The sequence below is a fragment of the Stenotrophomonas maltophilia group sp. vghtpe118 genome (genome assembly GCF_052605195.1).
On sequence record NZ_CP199672.1, the window covers coordinates 280610 to 303212 of the forward strand.

Here is a 22603-nt window from a genome sequence, read left to right on the forward strand (position 1 = left end):
GCCAGGACGCACGGCCCGCAGCCGCTGGCTCATTTCGCCAACCAAGGAGCAATCTGGCGCGCTGGTGAGTGGATCATCGCCGGGCGCTACAGGCAGGCCGGGTGGTGATATACCTGTGGCGCTCGATCCAGACTCAAAAGGACGTCACCGAAATGGATGCTCAGGCAGATTCAATGTACCACGCCGACCAGCGCGACCACCATGCCGAAGCCGTGCTTGAGGCCTTCTTCGCCAAGCACCGAACCCCGGCCCTGGTGCTGCAGCGTTTCTACCCGCCGGCGGCATTCCCCAGGGTCCGCAGCCGTCTAGGCGGTCTGCCGCAATTGCCCGATGGGATGGATTGGCCGGTTGGCCAGAGTTACGGCGAAGCGGCGCCGATGCACTTCCTGGCGCAGATCGATTGCGCCGAGCTGCCACGCGTGGATCCCGATATGCCCTCGCAAGGCATGCTGTTCTTCTTCGCCATGAACGACGAAGAGCAGATATGGGACACGGACGAACCACAGCAACGCGTGCGAGTGCTGTACGCGCCCGAGGTCGCGGCCGATCAGCACGTGCGTGCGCTGCCGGACGGCATGCGGCCGATTCTGGATGAAGGCCCTTCGGACCATGCGCACCGCAATCCTGCATGGCTGCTGCCTGAGGAAGACGGGCCGTGCGTGCATGTTCAATGGCCCTTGGTGGCGCGGCACATGGATACCTGGCCGGATGAGCTGGAGCTGCCGCCGGGTGAGGAGGATCGGCCGTATTACGAGATCTACCCCTCGCGCCAGGACGAAATGCGGCTGGGTGCGGTGGTGGCGGCCACGGGCCTGTTTCCGCGCGCGGACGCCGGCACGGAATGGGAGCGCCCGCAGTCACCTGCGTGGACGTTCCCGGTGCAATGGCTGCGTTACCAGACCGATTTTCCCCAGGTAGGCATCATCATTGACCGCCTTTCGCGGGTGATCGGTAATGAACGGCGTGCAGGCAAGCGCGGGGGTATTGATTACGCCGATGTACGCGCATGGGTGAAGCGCGCCGCCGCCATTGGTCTGGATGAAGCCCCGGATGATGCAACGCGGGAGGCATTCCGTGAGTGGATTATCGGACAGATCAGCGACGACTTCGAGCGTATGACGCTGACCGACCTGGGCATGGGCCGGGCGTTCACCAAGGGACTGCTGGCGGCAGTTGCCTACGCGGCGGGCTCGCCGGCTGCGGCCGCGCGCATACCTGCACTGATGTACCGCCACCTGCAGGACGAACATCTGCCGTTTGATGAAAGCCTGGGCACGTTGCCTGATGGCCGCAAGCGCTGCGCCGAGACGCGGGTGCACCAGATGCTGGGGTACGTACCGCGCTTGCACGGCATCGTGCCCGACGTGGAAGGCGAGGGCGACGCGGTCTGCCTGCTGCAGTTGGCGTGTGACCCGGCGATTGACCTGGTCTTTGGTGATTGTGGCCAGGCCACGTTCTGGTTGAGTCGTGAGGATCTGCGCAACTGCAGGTTTGACCGTGTCGTGGGTGTGGTGGAGTCGCACTGATTGGGCATGGCCAGCCCGGCATGGCACCATGACGGGCTGGCCTCGTCCCTTCGGGCGGGGCCGTTTTCCCAGGGAAGCCCACGAACACGACATGCGAACGTCCTTCTTCATCCTCTCCGCCCTGTGCCTTGGCTTGCTGTCCGGCTGTGCCAGTGGCCCGGAGGAGCACGCCTCAAGCCGCGAGATCACCAGTGCGTTCGTGGCCGACGACGGCCAGCTGTACCTGCTGCCGCGCTATGACGAGCCGATGCGTTTCAATGCCGCGCCGTTCCGTGAGTACCGCGCGCTGATGGACAGCCCGCTGCGCGAGGCGGTGGCCTGCGCCCAGATGTACTTCCATGAGGATTGGCGTGACCCGGCCAACAAGGCCAAGGTGCATGGCAGCTATGCGCTGCTGCTGCGGCCGGAGCAGGTGACGGCGGAGCAGGCCGCGCAGTTCAAGCTGGAGCGGATTGAGGTCCCCTCGCGTGAGGCCAAGGCCGTGGAGGAGCGGGCGCGCTACTACCTGCCGATGGACCGGACCCGCTACGCGCTGGCGTTTGACCGCGCCTGCAATCTTTCAAGGAAGGGCGGCAGCTATTACAGCGCGCTGTTCGAGGGCGACGGCGAGCGGGTGAAGTTGCCGGATGCTGCGGCGCTGGCGGAGAAGGGAAAGCTGGCACAGCCGATCAATGCACGGGCGCAGCGGATCCTGCCGGAGCGGGAGGACAAGCCGGGCGTGGGTTCGGCGGCGGGCAAGGTGCTGGGGGCGGCGTTGATCCCTGTGGCGGTTCCGGTGTTTGTGTTGAGCCTGCCGTTCCTGGGGCCGGATCATTGGAAGTGATGGGGCGCTGAGGGAGAGCATCCACGCATGGCGTGGATCTACTTGGGCATCGCCTGAACGTTCATCCTGGAGATCTGTGTGCCCAGCACGCTGGAAACTGTTCTGAAGACCGCAGGTTTCATTGTCCTCGCGGCACTTCCGTTGGTGATCCTCTGGTTCACCCTTCGGCGAATGTCAGCGACTGCTCGCTCGTCCGTAGAGACTGGGCTGCGTTTGGATCCCCCTCGCCGGATCTCCGGTACATCCATGACCTTGGTGATGGTGGATGGGAAAGAGGATCGGGAGCACTACTTCTTTGATGCGGCGTCCTTTTACCTGCGGCGTGGGCCAGTGCCCACGGCGGTTCCGCTCTCGCAGATCACCTCAGTCACACGAACGTCCGACAAGATCTACGGGCGCTATGTCTGGCAGGTGTGCTTCAGCAAAGCGTCGGGCAGAAAGTGCGTGACGTTCACCAACAACCTGTCGCTGTTCAACCGCGACTTCCTGCTCTTTCTGGAGGCGGTGCGAAAGGCCAACCCGCTCGCGACCGTTGATCGAGCGAGCGTTCTCTTCTAGAGCGTGTTTGAAGTTCGGTATGAACAGTGTCACTGCAATGGCATCACAGCGCGCAGCCCATGTTCGACCGATGTGATCGATCAGAGATGGGCGTTTGTTGCGCGGTATCTGATGCCGAAGCATTCTCATGCGTGGCAGTGCAAGTATGATCTGCGATGAACACGCAAAGCCCGTAACATGGAACGAGGTCCGCTCGTTTCTGCGCGCGATGCGAAGCGTGGGCCTTGTCACCTGTGACGAAGACGCATTTGAGACAATTGTCGAGACGATTTACGTTTATGGCATGCGGTCAATCTCTGCGGAGTAGTTCCTGATGATGTGCCGATCGACGCTGGATGTATCCCTGATTCACGCCTACGCGCTTCCTCTCGGCATATGCGTGGCAGCAGCCGTGGTTCTGATCACAATATGGTTTGCATCCCGCTCTGGCGGGGTGCCAGCCAGGAATATTGCGCTCGGCTCGGCGCTGGCCGTTGTTGTCGTAGTTGCCTTTGGCCTCGTATATCAAGCGCGAACAGCGTACATCGCCGTTACAGATGGCCAGCTGATTGGGTCAGCAGCGTTTGTCCGACTGCAGCTCCCGCTTTCCAGTGTCTCGTGGCAGGACGCTTCCGATGCTTCAAGGATCACGCTGCCTCACCGGCAACTTGGGACCAGCACAGGGGGCGTTGAACTTGGCAAGTTCCGCATGCAGAACGGTCGCAACGTCTTCGTGCTGCGCACGGACCGTAGCTCTGTTCTCGTCACAACCAGAGGGGATACTGACTTGATTCTGGACCGACGTCTTCATGAACAGCTCAAAGCATGCTTGGATCAGGTACGTGAGACCGGCGGCCATCGAGGAAGATTGCAATGATCAGCAGGAAGTACTGGTTTACCAGGAAAAAGTACGGATGGGGTTGGGGGATGCCGTGCGCGTGGCAGGGCTGGCTGGTGTACGCAGTCGCATTCGGCCTGCTGCTGGCGGGTCCGTTTCTGTTCTCTCCATTTCGCGAGCCCATCGCGTTTCAGCTCTACACGTGGGCCGTAGTGTTGGTCCTTGTCCTCATCTGCTGGATGAAAGGCGCCCCCCCCGGTTGGCGGTGGGGGGAGTAGAACGGCTGCAGAAGCTATTTTCGGACCTGTTCGATTTCGATCCGCCGGGCAAAGCATGGATGCATTGCCCTATGTGGGAGTCGGACAGTATCGCTAGCAGGCCACGACTGCGCCCCCTCTGAGGTGTACCGTTTTGAATGAACGCTGGACACTTCCCTCCGCGGGTACCCAACGCGTTCTAACCGTTGATTGACCAAGGTAGCGTCGCTTAAAGGGGCGCGCCGGTGAAGCTACACTGGCCACCTACGCCCAATGGAAGCTCACCCATGTTCAGTGGAAAGGTTGCGGTGGTCACCGGCTCCACCAGCGGTATCGGTCTTGGCATCGCCACGGCGCTGGCGCGGCAAGGTGCCGATATCGTGCTGAATGGCTTCGGCGATGCGGCGGAGATCGAACGCATCCGTACCCGCCTGGAAGCTGAGTTCGGCGTGCGGGTGGTGCACGATGGCGCGGACCTTTCCCGGGGCGAGGCGGTGCGCGCGATGATCGACCGCGTCGTGACGACGATGGGCCGCATCGACATCCTGGTGAACAACGCGGGCATCCAGTACACCGCGTCGATCGAGGAATTCCCGGTCGACAAGTGGGACGCGATCCTGGCGCTGAACCTGTCGGCGGTGTTCCATGCAACGGCAGCAGCCTTGCCGCACATGAAGCAGCAGGGCGCTGGCCGCATCATCAACATCGCATCGGTACACGGGCTGGTGGGTTCGGTGAACAAGTCCGCCTATGTAGCGGCCAAGCATGGCGTGGTGGGGTTCACCAAGGTGACCGCGCTGGAGAATGCGGGCACCGGCATCACCGCAAACGCGATCTGCCCAGGCTGGGTGCGAACGGCGCTGGTCGAGCAGCAGATCACCGCGTTGGCGGAGAAGGAAGGCACGGATCAGGAGTCCGCCGCTCGCGCGCTGTTGGCCGAGAAGCAGCCTTCGCTGCAGTTCGTGACGCCCGAGCAACTGGGCGGGATGGTGGTGTTCCTGGCTTCGGACGCGGCGGCACAGATCACCGGCACGGCGCTGCCGGTGGATGGGGGCTGGATGGCGCGCTAGCTGGCCGACACGGGAAGACGTGCCAGCAGGGCATCCCAATCGGCGACAAAGCAGCCGTCGCGGCCGCGGTTGCACTCGGTGATCCATGCATCCAGCGACGCGCTTTGTGCGCGGTAGGCGCTGACGTCGCCCAGTACGGCGAAGCGCAGGCGGTAGTTCACCAGCATCTGCAGCCATTGCCCGGCCATGCCGGAGCGCAGCTCGAAGAAGTCCGCCGAAAGGCATTGCACCGGCACGGCGATCCACTCGGCCTGGTGCCCGAGGGCATCGCCGACCAGGTTGCGTAGGGCGCCGGCATCGAGCATCGGGCCCTGCGGCTCCACGCGCAGGATGCGGGTGGTGCCGATGTGTTCCAAGTGAGGGTGCATGGCGTTCTGAAGTCCGTATCGTCCTTCCAGTATGGCTATGGCAGAAGGCGACGGCGAGCGGGTGCAGCATGAATCTGGCGAACGAACGCGCTAGGCTGCGCCCGGCACCTGCAAGACGCGGGTTCACTGCAATGGGGAAGGGCATGGCAGGGTGGAAGAGTCGTTCGTTGTTGAGCGCGGTGCTGGTGTGTTCGGGCCTGCCGGTTGCAGCCGCCGAGCTGTGCACGGTCAGTGCCTACGGTGACGGGCAGGGCAACATCGTGGTGCTGGGCATACCCGCCGCGGCACCGGCCACGGGGCAGCGTTATCTGATGCTGGACGGGCGACGTGGCGCCACCGGCGATGCCAACGCGCCGGTGAGCTGCAGCGGCGATGTGGTCAGCTTCAGCTCGCCTGCGAGGGCCACGCAGCGCTGGCAACGACTGCCCACCCGCGATACCGATGCAACTTTCACCAGTGCCGGAACCAAGCTGGTCGGGCAGTTGATCGAACCCGCCGGTCCGGCCGATCCCAAGCGGCCGCTGGTGGTGCTGGTGCATGGCTCGGAACGCACGATGGCGGTGGCGGCGATCTACCAACGGATGCTGGTGGCGCAGGGAATCTCGGTGTTCGCCTACCAGAAGCGTGGCACCGGCGATTCGGAAGGCGAGTACACGCAGAACTTCGAGCTGCTGGCCGACGACGCCGCGGCGGCGCTGGCGAAGGCGCGTGAACTGGCCAAAGGCCGCTTCGGCCGTGCCGGGTACTTCGGTGGCAGCCAGGGCGGTTGGATCGCGCCGCTGGCGGCCACGCGTTCGCAGGCGGATTTCGTGGCGATCGGTTTCGGGCTGGTGGTCTCGCCCATCGAGGAGGACCGCGAGCAGTTGTTCGACGAGGCGCACCGCCTGCAACTGGATCCGGCGGCCATGAAGCAGGTCGGGCAGCCGTCAGAGGCCACCGCGCAGCTGATGCGCACGCATTTCAGTGAAGGTTTCGAGGCGCTGGCCAGGGTGCGTGCGAAGATCGGTGACGCGCCGTGGGCAAAGACGATCAGTGGTGAATACAGCGGTGACATGCTGCGCATGAGCGACGCTGACCTGCGCCGGATCGGTCGCGCGCGCTTCGACAACCTGGAGCTGATCTGGGACTACGACGCCGAGGCTGCGCTGCGCCGCCTGAAGGTGCCGTTGCTATGGGTGCTGGCCGAACAGGACCGGGCCGCACCGATTGCGGCCACGCGCACCATCCTGGGGCGCCTGCGCGCGTCAGGGCGGCCGATCGAGACCTACCTGTTCCCCGACACCGACCATGGCATGGTCGAGTTCCGTACCGATGCCGAGGGCAACCGCGTGTCGACGCGGATCACCGACGGCTATCTGCGCCTGCTGGCGGATTGGATCAAGCAGGATGTGCACGGACAATACGGGCGCGCGCGCACAGTGAGCGATTGAGCGGATGGTGGCGCAGGCGGCGGATGGCGCTCCGCCGCCGATAGCGGCACGACTCAGCTCGGCTTCGCAAACACATCCAATCCCTTGCCGGTCTCCAGCAGCGACTTCAGGCTCGACAGCACGATCGGCCAGCCCTGGCGGATGCCGGTATCCATGCCGCTGCCGGGTTCCAATTCGTCGTGGGTGACGGTAAGCCGCACCATGTCCTGGTAGGGCACGATCTCGAAGGTCACACGGCTGTAGGCGTCCGGGTCGTCGGCCTGCGAGGCGGCGGCCCAGGTGATGACCAGCCGCGAGGGCGGGGTGCTTTCCACCACTTCGCCGACCAGCTCGACCGAGCGCGTTTCGTCGGCGCGCACGTGCTGCCAGCGCGAGCCGGGTTTCCAGTCCGAGACGTTCTCGTGGCCCCAGTAGCGACTGGCGATCTCGGGGCGGGTGATGGCCTCGAACACCTTCTGTGGCGTGGACGCGATGTAGATCACGTGGATGAAGCGGGTGGTCTCTGCGGACATCGTCATTCTCCTTCCAGTTCGCGTTTCAGGTCATGCAGCAGGCTCAGGCGCTGCTGCTCGAACTTGCGTACCCAGCGCTCGTAGACTTCATGCAGCGGCACCGGGTTGATGAAGTGCAGCTTCTCGCGGCCACGGCGCACCGTGCTGATCAGGTTGGCGTCTTCCAGCAGGCCAAGGTGCTGGGTGACCGATTGCCGGGCCATGTCCAGGTGTTCGCAGAGCTGGCCCAGGGTCTGGCCGTTGTCTTCGCAAAGCAGGTCCAGCAGCGTTCTACGCGTGGGGTCGGCCAGTGCCTTGAACACCTTGTCTGCATTCATGCGGGGCGTCTTCAGTTCCAGTTGTCGATCCTGATGTCGTGTGGATTGGGCTGACCCTTGCCGGTTTCCAGCAGGGCCTTGAGGCTCAGCAGGAAGACCGCCCACTTGGTGCTGCAGTGGGAGGTGAACTCGACGCGTTCCTTCCAGCCTTCGTGGGTGAACAGGACGATGCAGTAGTCGCCTTCCTGCTTCAGCGCGAAGCGCACGTGGGTGCCGATCCATTCGGCAGGGCCGGCCAGGGACGCCTGGTGGGGTGGCCAGTGCTTGATACACCTGGCTTGCGGGGGCCTTGATGCCGACCCGGTGTGCGATATCCACCATTGCAGGTTCCTCGCATGGGCCGGCAGGCGCCGCCCTTGAGTGGACTATATGCAGGTAAATACCTGCATGTCAAAACCGGCCACGAACGCCCGGATGTGGTAGTGCCGGCCGCTGGCCGGCATCCCGGTGGAGTTGGGTGCGTGCAGTTGCCGGCCAGCGGCCGGCACTAGCAGATGCTGCCCACCCGGCCGCGGATAGTTGACAGGCCGTCAACCTACTAGTAGGTTGACGGCATGAAAGAGCCGCTCTCGCCCAAGGCCCAAGAGATCCTGGCCCACGCCCGTTCGCTGCTGGAGGCTGGTGGCTACAACGGTTTCAGCTACGCCGACGTGTCGGCGCGGGTGAACATCAGCAAGGCCAGCATCCATCACCATTTCCCCAGCAAGGTGGACCTGGTGCGCACGGTGGTTGAGCTGTACCGGGCCGAGGCGCGCGAAGGCCTGGCGCTGCTGGACCGGCAGCTGGACGACCCGCTGCAGGAGCTCAACGCCTATGTGGACTACTGGTCGAGCTGTATTGCCGGTGGCACGTCTTCGTTCTGCATCTGCGCGATGCTGGCGGCAGAGGCGCCGATGATCCCTGCGGAGATTGCCGAAGAAGTACGCGGGCATTTCGAGGATCTGAGTGGCTGGTTGGCGCTCACCTTGGAAAAGGGCGCGGCGCTGGGTCAACTGCGCCTGCAGGGTCCGGTGGCCGATGAGGCCAAGGCGTTCATGTCATCGGTGCATGGCGCGATGCTGGCCGCGCGCGGTTTCGGCGATGCGGCGACGTTTGCTGCGCTGGCACGGCTGGCCATCGCGCGGGTGAGCGCGGCTGCCTGATAGATGTGTGGTGGGCCTGCGGCAACGTAGGCCTTTTCTTTGGTTCAGAAGTCTACCTACTAGTAGGTTCAATCACCCCTTGGAGATGTTCCATGTCGCACTCTCTGTCCACGCTGGGCGTGATCCACACGGCCGTCAGCCTTGTACCGGTGTTCGCCGCCCTGTATGCCTTCATTCGCCATCGCGCGATCGACCCCGCGACACGCTCCGGCAAGCTGTACCTGCTCGGGCTTGTGCTGTCGGTGGCAACGTCGTTCACCGTCTCCAGTACGGGCGGGATCAACCCGGGCCACGCATTCGGAGTGATCGTGCTGCTGATCGCCTTCGGCGGCGTGCTGGCCGGCCGGCTGCGCTGGCTGGGTGGCGCCGCACCCTACGTGTCGACGTTTGCGCTGTCCTTCAGCTTCCTGCTGTCGCTGGTGCCAGGCGTGAATGAAACGCTGACACGGTTGCCGGCAGCGCATCCGATTGCTGCGGCGCCGATGGCGCCGGTGGTGCTGCACACGTTGCTGGGATTGGCGGTGGTGTTTGTGATCGGCTTTGCCGCGCAGTGCTGGCGCATGCGGTTTGAACCGGTTCGCAGGCGCCCTTGAGCAGAGGCGCCTTAGTCCCGCACCGCGAGCGCGGCCAGCAGCGACTGCGGTTCGATCAGCGCAGCCGAACGTGTGGCATCCACCCGAACGTGCCCGCTGCAGAAATTGAACACCCGACCCTCGGCAGGCGCGGATACGTCTGGCGTTGCGTCCGGTGTTTCGATTTCCAGCACTTCATCTACCGCCAGCGCCAGGGTTGCGGTGCCGGCGGTGATCAACAGCATGGCTGGGCTGCCGCCATCGAATGCCGGTTGCCCGCTGAGCCTGCGCAGGTCGGCCACCGGCAACGGCTGCCCCCGTACCTCCAAGCTCCGCCTGCCATGCTGGTCCGCAGGGCCGAAGGTCTCGGGGCCGCGTATTTCCACGGCCAGCTGTACGTCGATCGCGAACAGGGCGGTGCCTGCACGCAGGACGACAACCTCGAACAACTCGGCGGGCGAGGGACGTGTTTCCGTTGAAGGTTGAGCGGGTACAGGCATGCTGTGGATCTGGCAGGAACGATGGGTAACGCGGCTTGAATGATGACGTGTGCAGGGAGTACGCGGCCGCGTGGGACTACGCGCGCAGGGCGGCGGTTCAGCTGGATCCGACGGACGCATGGTGCGCACTGAGCGGGCCGATGCGCGGAAAGTGCGGACGCAGCAGGCCGACGAGCTGATCCATGCCCGGAACGGCATGGCCAAATTCGTCCCATCGCGCATTGACCAGGCCGGACACCACGACCTGCCCGGTGTCGATGCGGGTCATGGCCCAATAGGGAACAGCACGCGCGCTGATGGCCATGTCCAGTACCGGCACGACGGCAGCATGCGAGCGACTGTCATGGATGCGGTGCTTGACCGCCTCCAGGCCGTCGGGCGGACCTTCGACGTACTGGAAAAACCGCTGCCCGTCGACGAGCAGCGCTCCGGTAACGTCTACGCGACGGTTGAACGTGGCAGAGCGGGAGACGATCTGCCGGAGCATTTCATCGGAAAGCCCAGCCGACATGTGGCTGGAGTAGGCAAATGCGTGGACCATGGAAGGGGCTTCTTGTGACGCCCGTCACTATACGTGGGTCGCCATAGCCTGCCGTGAGCCTTTCCTCACGCATCATCGGGAGTGATGCGTTGGATCAGCAGCCCACCAACCGATCCGCGCCAATTCCGCCGCGATGCTGGCTGCGGTATTGGGTAGGACTGGCGTCCACCTGGCCGCGGAAGTGCCGGCGGAACGACTCCTGCGAACCAAAGCCGGCCTGCTCGGCAATCCACTGCAGCGGTCGGTCGGTGGTTTCCAGCAGCTCGCGGGCGAATGCCACGCGCTCGCGGATCAGCCAGTCGATGGGTGACAGGCCGGTGGCTTCCAGGAACTGCCGCTGCAGCGTGCGCTGGCTGAGCGCGGCCTGCTCGGCAAGACTGCCCAGCGAGTGCGGCTCGCGCAGGTTGCGGCGCATCCATTCCATCAGTTTTGCCAGACGCGAGGGCTCGCCATTGGGAATGGCCCGGCTGACACGCTGGCTGCGTTCGGCATCACGCCATGGCGCCAGCACCAGCCGTTCGGCCACCAGGTTGGCCACGCGCGCGCCGTAATCCTTGCGCACCATGTGCAGCATCATGTCCATGCCGGTGGCCGAGCCGGCCGAGGTGATGACGTTGCCGGTGTCGACGTACAGCACGTCTTCGCGCACATCGATGCGTGGGAAGTCGCGCGCCAGCGCTTCGGTGAGGCGCCAGTGGGTGGTGGCCTGGCGGCCATCGAGCAGCCCAGCCCAGGCCAGCACGAAGGCGCCAGAGCAGATCGAGGCGATGCGTGCGCCACGGACGTGGGCGCGGACGAGTGCATCGAGCAGTGCCTGCGGCGGGCGTTCGCTGGGTTCGCGCCATCCGGGAATGACGATGATGTCGGCGTCATCAACAGTGCTGAGATCGTAGGGCAGCTGCACCTGTGCATTGCCGAGCATGCGCAGTGCACCGGGTTCACCCGCGCACAGCTGGGTGCGGTACCAGGCCACGCCGAGTTCCGGCCGCACAGGCGCGAACAGGCCTACCGCGCAGCCGAATTCGAACAGCCCCTGGCCGTGGCAGGCAACGATGGCGACGAGCGGTGCGGTGGGATCGGCGGGTGGGCTGGGCATGGCTTGATGCTACGGATGCAGATGCGTGGCGCTGCGTGGTGCGAGGGCATGAGGTGATGCCGGGCAGGCATATGGAGCGGTCGCTCCCCTCTTGTAGAGCCGAGCCCACGCTCGGCTCAATACCGGCAGGGGGGATGCATCTGACGCCGTCGCGTAGAGCAGCCGAGCGTGGGCTCGGCTCTACAGACAGCAGTGCACCGGCAATGCCGCCTAACGTCATTACCAGCGGTCATGTGGGTGGCCGGATGTTACGGCTGGGTGACGCGATCCCGCCTGTCGCACCAGGTGAACAGGCCCTTGAATGGAAGCGTGTTTCCGGCCCACTCCCACGAGTCCCCATGCCTGCCGCCCATGCCCCTGTGCTGAACACTCTCGCCGTCCTGATCGCCAGCGTTCTGGCTGCAACGCCTGGCCATGCGGCTGACGCCGATGCGGATCCTGCTGCCACCGCTGCAACGGCCAACGTGGCAGCGTCCACGCTGGATGCGGTGGTCGTTACCGGGTCGCGCACCAGCACGCGCACGGTGAAGAACAGTTCCACCCCGATCGATGTGATTTCCGCAGAGGACCTTGCTGCGACCGGCCAGGCCAACCTGCTGGAAGCGTTGCAGCGCAGCCTGCCGTCGCTGAGCCAGATCGGTGGCTACCAGAGCGACCAGGAGAGCCTGATCCGTGGCTACCAGCTGCGCAATCTCTCGCCGGGTTACACGCTGGTGCTGGTGAACGGCAAGCGCCGCAATGCCAGTGCCTATGTGAGCGGTGCCAACGGCGGCGGTTTCCCCGGCCATGCCTGGGCTGACCTGGCGTTGATTCCAGTCTCGGCGATCGACCATGTGGAAGTGCTGCGCGATGGCGCGTCGGCCATCTATGGTTCGGACGCGATCACCGGCGTGGTCAACGTGATCCTGAAATCGCAGGCACACGGTGGCGAGCTTTCCGTGGAAAGCGGGCAGAGCATTGATGGCGATGGCGCGCGCACCAGCGTGCGTGCCAACGTGGGCCTGCCGTGGGGCGCCGATGGCTTCGTCAACCTGTCGGGCGAAACCACGCGGCAGCACCACGCGATCCGTACCCGCCGCTATATCGATGGCTACCTGAGCTATCCGGCGGTAGATGCCAACGGCAATCGGGTAGCGCTGCGACCGAACAACCGGTTGCCGGCCGGCGCATCGCCGAACCCGGCCGAGGCCAACCGCAATGCCGAGGCCAACACCATCCTCAGTTCGCCATCGTATGCGCTGAAGGCGTTTGCGGTGAACGTGGGCCATGGCTTGGGCGAGAGCGCGCAGTTCTACGCCAATGCCACCGCCAGTGATCGCACCGCGCAGGCGATCCAGAATTTCCGCCTGCCGGCGACCATCTTCACCACCTACAAGGCGCCGGGTGTGCTGAGCGTGTTTCCCGATGGCTTCCTGCCAGTGCTGGAAACCAAGGAGAAGCAGTACACCGGCACCGCAGGTGTGAAAGGCCAGATCGCGGGTTGGGACTACGACGCCAGCCTGACCGGCAACCGCAGCACGGTACGCACCTATACCCGCAATTCGGTGAACTACTCGCTGCCGTACCCCGGTTCGCCCACTGACTTCTATGATGGCAAGCTGGACTACCAGCAGGGCATCGCCAACCTGGACCTGCGCCGTGGCTTCGAGGTGGCGGCATTCGCTTCGCCGCTGGAAGTGAGCGCCGGCGCCGAGTACCAGCACGAACAGTACGAACGCGGCGCCGGGCAGTGGGAGTCCTACATCGGCTTCGGTGCCGCCGCGTTCGTGGGCTACTCCACCGCCGATGCAGTGAAGGCGACGCGCAACAGCAAGGCGGTCTATGTGGGCGCGGCCAGCAACATCACCGCGCGCTGGTACCTGGATGCCGCTGCACGCTGGGAAGATCATTCCGACTTCGGCAGCGTGTCCACGGGCAGACTGACCACGCGCTTCGACTTCACCGACGCGTTGGGTGTACGCGCGACGGTCAGCAATGGCTTCCATGCGCCCAGCCTGGGCGCGCAGTTCTACCAGGCCACCGGCAGCTGCCCGTGCGGTACCACGCTGGTGGCACAGGTGTCTTCGCCGGCGGCGATTGCGTTGGGTGCCACACCGCTGAAGCCGGAAAAGGCCACCAACTACAGCCTGGGCGTGACCTGGGACCCGAGCCCGGCGTTCCACCTGGCCGTGGATGCCTACCAGATCGACATCCGCGGCCAGCTCGGCCAGTCCAGCCAGATCGGTTACAACGCGCAGGACCCGGCGCGTATCACCGACAACAGCGGTACGGTGTTGAGTGCGGCGCAGAAGAACACCATCGATGCGCTGCTGGGTTCAGCCGGCATCAGCATCCTGCCGGGTGATGCGTTCTACGCCAGCTACTTCACCAATGTGGGCGATACCCGCACACGCGGTGTGGAGCTGACCCTGGAAGCGAACCAGGAAACGGCGTGGGGCAAGCTGCGCTGGAGCTATGCGGCCAACGTCGGCCGCACCACGATCCGGAAGGTCAGTGATATTCCGGCGGCGCTGCAGGGGCTGCCCAACATCAACCTGCTGACCAAATCCAGCGAGTACGCACTGCGCTTCCGCACGCCCAGCTACACCCAGGTGGCGGGCTTGGGCTGGCAGAACGGGCGCTGGCGCTCGAATGTCGACTTCACCTACTACGGCCCGATCAAGCGCCTGAACAACGGCGTGGAATACAGGCAGCCGCCGGTGCTGGTGACCAACCTTTCAGGTGCGGTGGAGCTGGGTGCGGGCTGGAGCGCGGCGCTGGGCGTCAACAACGTGTTCGACAAGCGCACGCGCAAGGTGCCGGAGTACGCGCGCAGTGCTACCGATGTGGCCAGCATCGAGACGACGTGGGATTCGGGCGATGTGCTGAGCCGGATCGGGACGTTCTGGTACGGGCGGATCAATTACCGGTTCTGAGGTGGAGCAGCCGAGCATGGCTCGGCTCTACAAAGGCAACAGCAGCCGAGCATGGCTCGGCTCTACAAAGGCAACAGCAGCCGAGCATGGCTCGGCTCTACAGAACGCGAAAGGCGGCCGGACGGGGTTCGGCATCATCGAGGAGCAGTTCATGTCTTCTGCATTGAAGGTGGTTGCAGTGGTGGGGTCACCGACCAGCTCGGCGACGTCGCGCACGTTGCTGCTGGTGCAGCACCTGTTGGCGTCGTTGCAGCAGCGGGTACACGCCAGCGTGGAGGTGGTGGAGCTGGCGCCGATCGCGCGCTCGCTGGGGCAGTCGTTGTCTCGCGATGAGGCGGAGCCTGCGGTGGAGCAGGCGTTGCAGACGATCGAGGCGGCCGAGCTGCTGGTGGTGGCCGCGCCGGTGTATCGGGGGTCGTATCCGGGGCTGTTCAAGCACCTGGTCGACTTCATCGAGCTGGAGGCGCTGGTGGATACACCGGTGCTGCTGGCGGCGACCGGGGGCAGCGAGCGCCATGCACTGGTGATCGACCACCAGTTGCGGCCGTTGTTCAGCTTCCTGCAGGCGCACACGCTGCCGATCGGGGTGTATGCCACGCCGGCCGACTTTGATGGCGAGCACCTCAACAGTGCAGCGTTGCAGGCCCGCATCGCGCTGGCGACCGAGCGTGCGGCCGGGCATCTGGCTACGCAGGCGCTGGCGGTAGCGGCGCCACTGCGACGCATCGCCTGATGCCATAACCGGCGGCGCTTTGCATATGGCCAAGGCGCATCTGCGTGGCCGGATCTGACCGCCGATTGTCGCCTGGCACCGCCACCGCAAGCACCGGCATCCCTAGCATCGAAATCGAAGCGGCATCGCATTGCCGGCCCTGATGAGGACACTCCCGTGGCGTTGGACGCAGCAAGCAAACCCATCCTGTTCCTGCTCGACCGCGAGTTCGAGGATGGCCAGATTCCTGGCCAGCGCTTCTTCTGCCGGCACAGCCTGCTGCTGGAAGGGGCGCTGTCGAGCATCGACGGCCTCGACGCGCAGCTGGACGTACGTCGCATTGGTTTCGCGCGGCCACGCCGCGAGGTGATCGCCGAGATCGGCGAGCAGGACCAGTCGTTGCCCAAGCTGGTGCTGCCGCAGGGCGTGCGCAGCGAGCTGGCCAGTGGCGCGCATCAGGACCGCCAGTACATCTCCGGTGCCGAGCCGATCCTGGCTGCGCTGAACGGATTGCTTGGCATTCCCGTGGCCCACCCCTGAGCGAGGACACGACCTTGAGCTATCTGATCAGCGTCTTGGACAAGAGCCCGGTGGCCGAAGGCGCCTCGCCAGAGCAGGCGCTGCGCAACAGCCTGCAGTTGGCGCAGCGCGCCGAGCAGCTGGGCTATCACCGGTACTGGTTTGCCGAACATCATGCCGCGCCGGCGCTTGCCAGCCCGGCGCCGGAAGTGCTGGCCGCCTGGGTGCTGGCGCAGACCCGTCGCATCCGTATCGGCAGTGGCGGGGTGATGCTGCGCCACTATGCGCCGTACAAGGTGGCCGAGAGCTTCAACCTGCTGGCGGCGTTGGCACCGGGGCGCGTGGATCTGGGCGTGGGCAAGGCGCCCGGTGGCCTGCCAGCATCGACCGCCGCGCTGGCGGCGGGACGCCCGGCATTCGCCGATTTCGACCAGCAGCTGCGCGACCTGGAGGGCTATCTGTCCGGTGCCGCGACCGAGGCGCTGGCGCGCCCGATTCCACAGCAGGCGCCTGAGCGCTTCCTGCTCGGGGCCAGCCCACAGAGCGCGAAGCAAGCAGCCGAGCTGGGCTGGCGCTTCGTGTACGCCGCGCACTTCGATGGCGACCCGAAACATATCGAGGCTGCGTTCGACGCTTACCGCAGCGTCTCCTCGCAGCCCCCGCTGCTGGCCACGGTGGCCTTCGCCGCACCGACTGCCGAAGCAGCAGCGCGTCATATCGGCGCGCTGCGCGTCTACAAGCTGCACCTCGGTCCGGGGCAGGCGGTGAACCTGCCCAGCCCCGAGGCGGCTGCCGAGTACGCGCGCCAGGTGGGCGTGGCCGACTTCCGCATCGAGGAAACGCGCCCCAGCGTGCTGTCCGGTGATGCGCAGCATGTGCGCGGCGAACTGGACGCGCTGCACCGGCGTTTCGGCGTGGGCGAATTCATCCTCGACGCGCCGGTGGCCGACCTTGACGCACGCCTGACATCCCTCGAACTGCTGTCGCCTGCGCCGCGCGCGGCGGTGGCCTGACCTGCAGGAGCGATTCCCAATGAGCACGACCCCGCGCCACATTCCGTTCGGCATCATGCTGCAGGGCCCCGGCAGCCACATGCATGCCTGGAAGCATCCGTCCAATCCGGCTGATGCCAGCGTCAACCTGCAGTTCTACATCGACATCGCACGCACGGCCGAGGACAACGGTATCGCCTTCGGCTTCGTGGCCGACGGGTTGTATATCAACGAGAAGTCGATCCCGCATTTCCTCAACCGCTTCGAGCCGATCTCGCTGCTGTCGGCGCTGGCCGCGGCAACGAAGAAGATCGGCCTGGCGGGTACGCTGTCGACGTCCTACAGCGATCCGTTCACCGTGGCCCGCCAGTTCGCCTCGCTGGATCTGCTCAGCGGCGGCCGTGCCGGCTGGAACGTGGTGACCTCGCCACTGGAGGGCTCGGGCCGCAACTATGGCCGGCCACACCCGGAACATGCGCTGCGCTACCAGATCGCCGACGAGTATCTGGAGGTGGTGCAGGGGCTGTGGGATTCCTGGGACGACGACGCCTTCGTGCGCGAGCGCGACAGCGGTATCTTCTTCGCGCCGGAAAAGTTCCGCCGCCTCGACCACAAGGGCCGCTTCTTCCAGGTGGAAGGGCCGCTCAACATCCAGCGTTCGCCACAGGGCCAGCCGGTGATCTTCCAGGCCGGTTCGTCCGACGACGGCATCGCGCTGGCCGGCAAGTACGCCGACGCGGTGTTCACCCACTCGCCGTCGCTGGAGGAAACCCGCGCGTTCACCCAGAAGGTGAAGAATTCGGCGATCGCGCATGGCCGCAGCCGCAATGACGTGAAGATCTTTCCGGGCATCGGCCCCATCGTCGGCCGTACTGCCGAGGAGGCTGAAGCCAAGTACCAGGCGATTGCCGCACTGGCCACGCTGGAGGATGCGCTGGCCTATCTCGGCCGGTTCTTCGACCACCACGATTTCAGCCAGTACGATCCGGACACGCCCTTCCCGGAGCTGGGTGACATTGGCAGCAATTCGTTCCGCTCCACCACCGACCGCATCAAGCAGGATGCGCGTGAGAAGGGCCTGAGCCTGCGCCAGGTGGCATTGGAGGCAGTGAGCCCGCGACCAAACTTCATCGGTACACCCGAGCAGGTGGCGGATGAGCTGGTCCGCTGGTTCGATGCCGGTGCCAGCGATGGCTTCATTCTCGGCTTTGCCGCGCAGCGCGAGGGCCTGGACGATTTCGTGACCCAGGTATTGCCGATCCTGCAGGCGCGGGGCTACCACCAGCGCGCGCTGGAGGGGCAGACGCTGCGCGAGCATCTGGGCCTGCCGTACAAGGCCAGCCGGTATGCGACCGACGCCGAACCGGCGCGGAAGGTGGGGTAGGGCAATGAGCGGAGAAACCGCAGTAGCACCGGGCCAGGCCCGGCGGAGTTCCCCAGCGACTGGCGTGTTGCCCGAAATCGCAGCACGCGCCGAGGCCGCCATTGCGATCCGCCATGACCTGCACCGGCACCCGGAGCTGGCCTTCGAGGAGCATCGCACCAGCGCACGTGTGGCCGAACTTCTGCAGCAATGGGGTTATGAAGTGACCACTGGCCTCGGCGGTACCGGCGTGGTCGGTACGTTGCAGCGCGGGCAGGGCAGTCGTCGGCTGGGGCTGCGTGCCGACATCGATGCGCTGCCGATCCGCGAGGACTCCGGCCTGGCCTACGCCAGCCAGACCGAGGGCCTGATGCATGCCTGTGGTCACGATGGCCATACCGCCATCCTGCTGTCCGCCGCGCATTACCTGGCCCATCACGGCAATATCGACGGCACCCTGCAGCTGGTATTCCAGCCTGCAGAGGAGACGGGTTCGGGCGCGTCGAAGATGATTGCCGATGGCCTGTTCGAACGCTTCCCGGTGGATGCGATCTATGGGCTGCACAACTGGCCGGGCGCGCCGGTGGGGCACTTCGGCTTTGTCGATGGCCCGGCGATGGCGTCGGTGGACTGGGCGCGGCTGAAGGTGATCGGCAAGGGCGGCCACGGTGCCGAGCCGCAGGGCAGCATCGACCCGATCCTGGCGGCAGCGCACATCGTTACCGCGCTGCAGAGCGTGGTGTCGCGCAATGTCGATCCGCGGCAGATGGGCGTGGTCACCGTCGGCTCGATCCACGGCGGCCAGGCCGCCAATGTGATTCCGGACGTGGTCGAGCTGAAGCTGACCGTGCGCGCCTACCTGCCCGAGGTGCGCGACACGCTGCGACGCCGGGTCACGGAACTTGCCGAGCAGACCGCCGCCGCGTTCGGCGCGCGCGCCGAGATTGAATTCCCGCGCGGCTTCCCCAGCGTGATCAACCACCCGCAGCAGACCGCCTACGTCCGCACGGTGGCGGTGCAGGGCTTCGGCGCCGAACAGGTGGTGCCCGACTTCGCACCGCGCACCGCCAGTGAGGACTTTGCCTTCCTGCTGCAGGCGCGGCCCGGCAGCTTCGTGTTCGTCGGCAACGGCGACAGCGCACCGTTGCACAGCCCACGCTATGTGTTCAACGACGCCGCCATTGCACCCGCTGCCAGCCTGTGGGCACGGCTGGCCGAAGACTATCTGGTGAAGGACGTGGCATGAGCAGCAACGAACGCTTCCTCTACACCTCGGTGGATGACCCACTGGCGCGGCCGCTGTTCGACGGCCTGGAGCAGGAGTACGACCGCCGCTACGCCGACGTGCGTCGACGCATCGGTGGCAGCGCCCGCGAGGAGCTGCAGCGCTATCCGGCGCAGGCCTTTGCGGCCCCGGTGGGCGCCTTCGTGCTGCTGCTGCGCGACGGGGTGGCGATTTCCGGCGGTGCGTTCATGCCGCACCGTGATCCGGATACCGCCGAATTCAAGCGCATCTGGACGCTGCCCGGGCTGCGTCGCCAGGGCATTGCGCGGCGCGTGCTGCAGGAGCTGGAAGAGCAGGCGGCGCGGCAAGGGTATCGGCGGGTGTTCCTGACGACGGGCTTCCGCCAGCCTGAAGCTGTTGGCCTGTACCTCAGCCATGGTTACACCGCGCTGTTCGATCTGGATGCGGATCCCGAAACCATTGCGCACCTGCCGTTCGAAAAGCACCTGCGGGCACCGGCGCCCCCCATCGTGCCTGCACAGACCCAGCTGCAAGGAGCCCACGCGTGAGCACGCCTTCGACCGCGCTGGATGGCATTGCAACCCGGCCGGCGCCAGCGCCAGCGCCGGCGCTGAAGATCGTGCCGGCCCGGCATCCGCTGCAGGTCTTCGGCACGGTGCTGGCACTGGCGCTGATCCTGATCGGGCTGCAGTCCGTGCTGGGCAATCCGCGCTGGGGCTGGGGCACCTTCGCCGAATGGTTCTTCGCGCGCCCGGTGCTTGAGGGACTGGGCCGCACGCTGCTGCTGACCGCGCTCGGTACTGGCCTCGGCTTCGCCTTGGGCACGTTGCTTGCGCTGGCCCGCGTCTCCGGCTCGCCGCTGCTGTCGGCGGTGTCGTGGGGCTACGTTTGGCTGTTCCGCTCGATCCCGCTGCTGGTGCTGTTGCTGCTGCTGAACAATCTGGGCTACCTGTACAGCACCATCGAACTGAGCGTGCCGTTCACCGGCATCAACCTGTTCTCGTACCCGACCACGCAGCTGATCGGTGTGTTCACTGCCGCGGTGCTGGGCCTGACCCTGAACCAGGCCGCGTTCTCGGCCGAAGTGATCCGCGGCGGCATTCTGTCTGTTGACCACGGCCAGTACGAGGCCGCGGCCGCGCTGGGCCTGCCACGTGGCCGCCAGGTCCGCCGCATCATCCTGCCGCAGGCGATGCGCTCGATCCTGCCGGCCGCGTTCAACGATGTGATCGGCCTCGCCAAGAGCACTTCGGTGGTCTACGTGCTGGCGCTGCCTGAGCTGTTCTACACGGTGCAGGTGATCTACCGCCGCAACCTGGAGGTGGTGCCGCTGCTGATGGTGGCCACGGTCTGGTACCTGGTGATCCTGACCGTACTTTCACTGCTGCAGCGGCGCGTGGAGCAGCGTTTCGCGCGCGGCCAGCTGCAGCGCGAGCGCTCGGCATCGCACGTGTCATCGCTGCTGCGCGTGCAGAGTGATGCTGCGCCGCGCGTGATCCACCGACCGCGCATCGCCACCCAGGTCGAAGCGGGCGAGGGCGCGGCGGTATCGCTGCACGGCGTAGGCAAGGTGTTTGGCGACCAGCCGGTGCTGGAGGATGTGAACCTGGACCTGCGCGCCGGCAGCGTGACGGTGCTGATCGGCCCATCGGGCGCCGGCAAGTCCACGCTGCTGCGGCTGATCAACCACCTGGAGCGTGCCGACAGCGGCTATGTGACCGTCGGCGGCCAGCTGATCGGCTACCGCCGTGACGGTGACACCCTGTACGAACTGCCTGAGCGTGAGATCCGCCGTCGGCGTGCCGAGGTGGGCATGGTGTTCCAGGGCTTCAATCTGTTCCCGCACCTGACCGCGCTGGAGAACATCATCGAGGCACCGATCGCGGTGCGTGGCGTGCCCCGTGTGCAGGCCGAACAGCAGGCGCGCACGCTGCTGGAGCGGGTCGGCCTGGCCGACAGGGCCGATGCTTTCCCGCGCCAGCTGTCCGGTGGCCAGCAACAGCGCATCGCGATTGCCCGCGCGCTGGCGCTGCAACCGAAGGTGCTGCTGTTCGACGAACCCACCTCTGCGCTGGACCCGGAACTGGTGGCCGAAGTGCTCAGTGTGATCGAAGAGCTGGCCCGCTCCGGCACCACGCTGGTAATTGTCACCCATGAATTGAGCTTCGCCCGCCGCGTGGCCGACCACGTGGTGATGATGGACCAGGGCCGGGTGATCGAGCAGGGCACGCCCGAGGCTCTGTTCGAGCGCCCGCACCAGCAACGCACCGCCGATTTCCTGGCCAAGACCCTGTAACCCCGGAAGGAACACCATGAGCCCTGCAGCGCCGCGTCGCCCCTCGCGCAGCACCCTGTTGATCGTGGCGGTGCTGGTCATCGGCATCGCCGGCATCGTCTACTCGCGCGTGCGCCAGGCCCCGGAGGCTGCCACTGTGGCCGCGACCAGCCTGGCCGGTACCAACACCGCCGTGCTGAAGGGCACGCTCGACCCGAAGGCGCAGGCCCTGATTCCTGCGGGCTACCGCTTCGTCACGCCGGGCGCATTCACCGTGGCGACCCATCCGGGGCAGCTACCGCTGGCCGACTACGGCGCGGACAGCAAGGACGTGGTCGGCATCGAGCCCGACATCGCGCGGCTGATTGCCGATGCGTTGGGCCTGAAGCTGGTGATCGTGCCGGTCGCGTGGGCGGACTGGCCGCTGGGGCTGGAATCGGGCAAGTACGATGCGGTGCTGTCGAACGTGACGGTGACCGAAGAGCGCAAGAAGAAGTTCGACTTCTCCAGCTACCGCTACGATCTTCTGGGCATCTACACGCGCAGCGATGGGCCCATCCAGAAGATCGAGAAACCCGCTGATGTGGCCGGGCTGAAGGTCGTGGTGGGCGCCAGCACCAACCAGGACCAGATCCTGCGGCAGTGGGACCGGCAGAACATTGCGGCCGGCCTGAAACCGGTGGAGTACCAGTACTTCGATGACGCCGTGGTCGGCCGCTTGGCGGTGATCACTGGCCGCGCCGATGTCTCGTTCGAGCCCAATGCCACCGGCGCCTACTCGGCACGCGATGGCAAGGTGCGGCGCGTGGGCCTGTTCCCCGGTGGCTGGCCGAACGCTGCGGCGATCTCGGTGGCCACGCGCAAGGGCAGCGGCCTGGCCGATGCGGTGACGCAGGCGTTGAACACCCAGATCGGCAGCGGCACCTATGCGCAGGCATTGAAGCGCTGGAACGTGGCCGAGGAGGCGGTGCCGCAATCGCAGACCAATCCGCCGGGGTTGCCGACGCTGCAATGACACCGGGCGTGGCCCGGCGCTACCGCTGCTTCTGTAG

22 protein-coding genes and 1 pseudogene are annotated in these 22603 nt (G+C 65.7%); 16 read left to right on the plus strand and 7 right to left on the minus strand.

Features of this window, described 5'->3' with window-relative positions:
- Nucleotides 1–173: 173 nt before the first annotated feature.
- The 4 genes from ACUDTM_RS01420 (at nucleotide 174) to ACUDTM_RS01435 (ending at nucleotide 5051) form a co-directional block, all read left to right on the plus strand.
- Complete coding sequence (locus tag ACUDTM_RS01420; protein ID WP_445391076.1) at nucleotides 174–1526, plus strand: DUF1963 domain-containing protein; 1353 nt, start codon at nucleotides 174–176, stop codon at nucleotides 1524–1526.
- A gap of 91 nt (nucleotides 1527–1617) precedes the next feature.
- Nucleotides 1618–2349: a hypothetical protein gene (locus ACUDTM_RS01425; protein ID WP_069139953.1), complete on the plus strand. Its 732-nt coding sequence runs from the start codon at nucleotides 1618–1620 to the stop codon at nucleotides 2347–2349.
- A 78-nt stretch (nucleotides 2350–2427) separates the two neighbouring features.
- On the plus strand, nucleotides 2428–2907 hold the full coding sequence (locus ACUDTM_RS01430; RefSeq protein ID WP_353762623.1) for a hypothetical protein: 480 nt from the start codon (nucleotides 2428–2430) through the stop codon (nucleotides 2905–2907).
- A gap of 1361 nt (nucleotides 2908–4268) precedes the next feature.
- Nucleotides 4269–5051, plus strand: coding sequence for a 3-hydroxybutyrate dehydrogenase (locus ACUDTM_RS01435; RefSeq protein ID WP_334272172.1), 783 nt, complete (start codon nucleotides 4269–4271; stop codon nucleotides 5049–5051).
- Here the strand turns inward: ACUDTM_RS01435 and ACUDTM_RS01440 are convergent.
- Nucleotides 5048–5419: a DUF4180 domain-containing protein gene (locus ACUDTM_RS01440; protein ID WP_334272170.1), complete on the minus strand. Its 372-nt coding sequence runs from the start codon at nucleotides 5417–5419 to the stop codon at nucleotides 5048–5050. The two genes, ACUDTM_RS01435 and ACUDTM_RS01440, sit on opposite strands and share 4 nt — an antisense overlap.
- A gap of 143 nt (nucleotides 5420–5562) precedes the next feature.
- Between ACUDTM_RS01440 and ACUDTM_RS01445 the strand changes: the two genes are divergently transcribed.
- A complete protein-coding gene (locus tag ACUDTM_RS01445) occupies nucleotides 5563–6849 on the plus strand; it encodes an alpha/beta hydrolase family protein (protein WP_445391077.1) in 1287 nt (428 codons plus the stop codon).
- 53 nt (nucleotides 6850–6902) lie between these two features.
- On the opposite strand, the gene ACUDTM_RS01450 is transcribed toward ACUDTM_RS01445, so the two are convergent.
- The 3 genes and pseudogenes from ACUDTM_RS01450 to ACUDTM_RS01460 all read right to left on the minus strand — a co-directional run bounded on the left by ACUDTM_RS01450 (nucleotide 6903) and on the right by ACUDTM_RS01460 (nucleotide 7999).
- Nucleotides 6903–7361, minus strand: coding sequence for an SRPBCC family protein (locus ACUDTM_RS01450; protein ID WP_088497286.1), 459 nt, complete (start codon nucleotides 7359–7361; stop codon nucleotides 6903–6905).
- A gap of 2 nt (nucleotides 7362–7363) precedes the next feature.
- Nucleotides 7364–7678, minus strand: a complete 315-nt coding sequence (locus ACUDTM_RS01455) for an ArsR/SmtB family transcription factor (RefSeq protein WP_005416268.1) — start codon at nucleotides 7676–7678, stop codon at nucleotides 7364–7366.
- 11 nt (nucleotides 7679–7689) lie between these two features.
- Nucleotides 7690–7999 (minus strand): annotated as a pseudogene (locus ACUDTM_RS01460) (SRPBCC family protein).
- Nucleotides 8000–8232: 233 nt separating this feature from the next.
- On the opposite strand from ACUDTM_RS01460, the gene ACUDTM_RS01465 reads away from it, so the two are divergent.
- Together ACUDTM_RS01465 and ACUDTM_RS01470 are read left to right on the plus strand one after the other, a co-directional pair.
- On the plus strand, nucleotides 8233–8820 hold the full coding sequence (locus ACUDTM_RS01465) for a TetR/AcrR family transcriptional regulator (protein WP_065177484.1): 588 nt from the start codon (nucleotides 8233–8235) through the stop codon (nucleotides 8818–8820).
- A gap of 92 nt (nucleotides 8821–8912) precedes the next feature.
- Nucleotides 8913–9413, plus strand: coding sequence for a hypothetical protein (locus ACUDTM_RS01470; protein WP_072168954.1), 501 nt, complete (start codon nucleotides 8913–8915; stop codon nucleotides 9411–9413).
- Between the two features lie 11 nt (nucleotides 9414–9424).
- Here the strand turns inward: ACUDTM_RS01470 and ACUDTM_RS01475 are convergent, their stop codons facing one another.
- From ACUDTM_RS01475 to ftrA, 3 genes are all read right to left on the minus strand, one after another.
- Nucleotides 9425–10090: a chemotaxis protein CheW gene (locus tag ACUDTM_RS01475; protein WP_342365992.1), complete on the minus strand. Its 666-nt coding sequence runs from the start codon at nucleotides 10088–10090 to the stop codon at nucleotides 9425–9427.
- The gene (locus ACUDTM_RS01480) at nucleotides 9990–10433 is read right to left on the minus strand and encodes a BLUF domain-containing protein (protein WP_445391078.1); all 444 of its coding nucleotides are present in this window, start codon (nucleotides 10431–10433) and stop codon (nucleotides 9990–9992) included. Before ACUDTM_RS01480 ends, ACUDTM_RS01475 begins: the two co-directional genes overlap by 101 nt.
- A gap of 94 nt (nucleotides 10434–10527) precedes the next feature.
- On the minus strand, nucleotides 10528–11529 hold the full coding sequence (gene ftrA, locus ACUDTM_RS01485; protein WP_445391079.1) for a transcriptional regulator FtrA: 1002 nt from the start codon (nucleotides 11527–11529) through the stop codon (nucleotides 10528–10530).
- A gap of 338 nt (nucleotides 11530–11867) precedes the next feature.
- Between ftrA and ACUDTM_RS01490 the strand changes: the two genes are divergently transcribed.
- The 9 genes from ACUDTM_RS01490 (at nucleotide 11868) to ACUDTM_RS01530 (ending at nucleotide 22566) form a co-directional block, all read left to right on the plus strand.
- Nucleotides 11868–14444, plus strand: a complete 2577-nt coding sequence (locus ACUDTM_RS01490) for a TonB-dependent receptor plug domain-containing protein (protein ID WP_439426826.1) — start codon at nucleotides 11868–11870, stop codon at nucleotides 14442–14444.
- Nucleotides 14445–14595: 151 nt separating this feature from the next.
- On the plus strand, nucleotides 14596–15177 hold the full coding sequence (gene msuE, locus ACUDTM_RS01495) for an FMN reductase (protein ID WP_439426827.1): 582 nt from the start codon (nucleotides 14596–14598) through the stop codon (nucleotides 15175–15177).
- 156 nt (nucleotides 15178–15333) lie between these two features.
- Nucleotides 15334–15696 carry a DUF3088 family protein gene (locus ACUDTM_RS01500; protein WP_065197036.1) on the plus strand — a complete coding sequence of 121 codons (363 nt, stop codon included), beginning with the start codon at nucleotides 15334–15336 and terminating at the stop codon, nucleotides 15694–15696.
- A 14-nt stretch (nucleotides 15697–15710) separates the two neighbouring features.
- Nucleotides 15711–16688 (plus strand): MsnO8 family LLM class oxidoreductase, encoded by a 978-nt coding sequence (locus tag ACUDTM_RS01505; protein ID WP_072168947.1) that lies wholly within the window; start codon nucleotides 15711–15713, stop codon nucleotides 16686–16688.
- A gap of 19 nt (nucleotides 16689–16707) precedes the next feature.
- Nucleotides 16708–18051 (plus strand): LLM class flavin-dependent oxidoreductase, encoded by a 1344-nt coding sequence (locus ACUDTM_RS01510; RefSeq protein ID WP_445391080.1) that lies wholly within the window; start codon nucleotides 16708–16710, stop codon nucleotides 18049–18051.
- Nucleotides 18052–18055: 4 nt separating this feature from the next.
- Nucleotides 18056–19276 carry a M20 aminoacylase family protein gene (locus ACUDTM_RS01515; RefSeq protein WP_445391081.1) on the plus strand — a complete coding sequence of 407 codons (1221 nt, stop codon included), beginning with the start codon at nucleotides 18056–18058 and terminating at the stop codon, nucleotides 19274–19276.
- A complete protein-coding gene (locus ACUDTM_RS01520; RefSeq protein ID WP_334272156.1) occupies nucleotides 19273–19824 on the plus strand; it encodes a GNAT family N-acetyltransferase in 552 nt (183 codons plus the stop codon). The genes ACUDTM_RS01515 and ACUDTM_RS01520 overlap by 4 nt, the downstream gene beginning before the upstream one ends.
- Entirely contained in the window at nucleotides 19821–21572 is a 1752-nt protein-coding gene (locus tag ACUDTM_RS01525; protein ID WP_445391082.1) for an amino acid ABC transporter permease/ATP-binding protein, read from the plus strand. The genes ACUDTM_RS01520 and ACUDTM_RS01525 overlap by 4 nt, the downstream gene beginning before the upstream one ends.
- 16 nt (nucleotides 21573–21588) lie before the next feature.
- Nucleotides 21589–22566 carry an ABC transporter substrate-binding protein gene (locus ACUDTM_RS01530; protein WP_072168942.1) on the plus strand — a complete coding sequence of 326 codons (978 nt, stop codon included), beginning with the start codon at nucleotides 21589–21591 and terminating at the stop codon, nucleotides 22564–22566.
- Nucleotides 22567–22603: the final 37 nt, after the last annotated feature.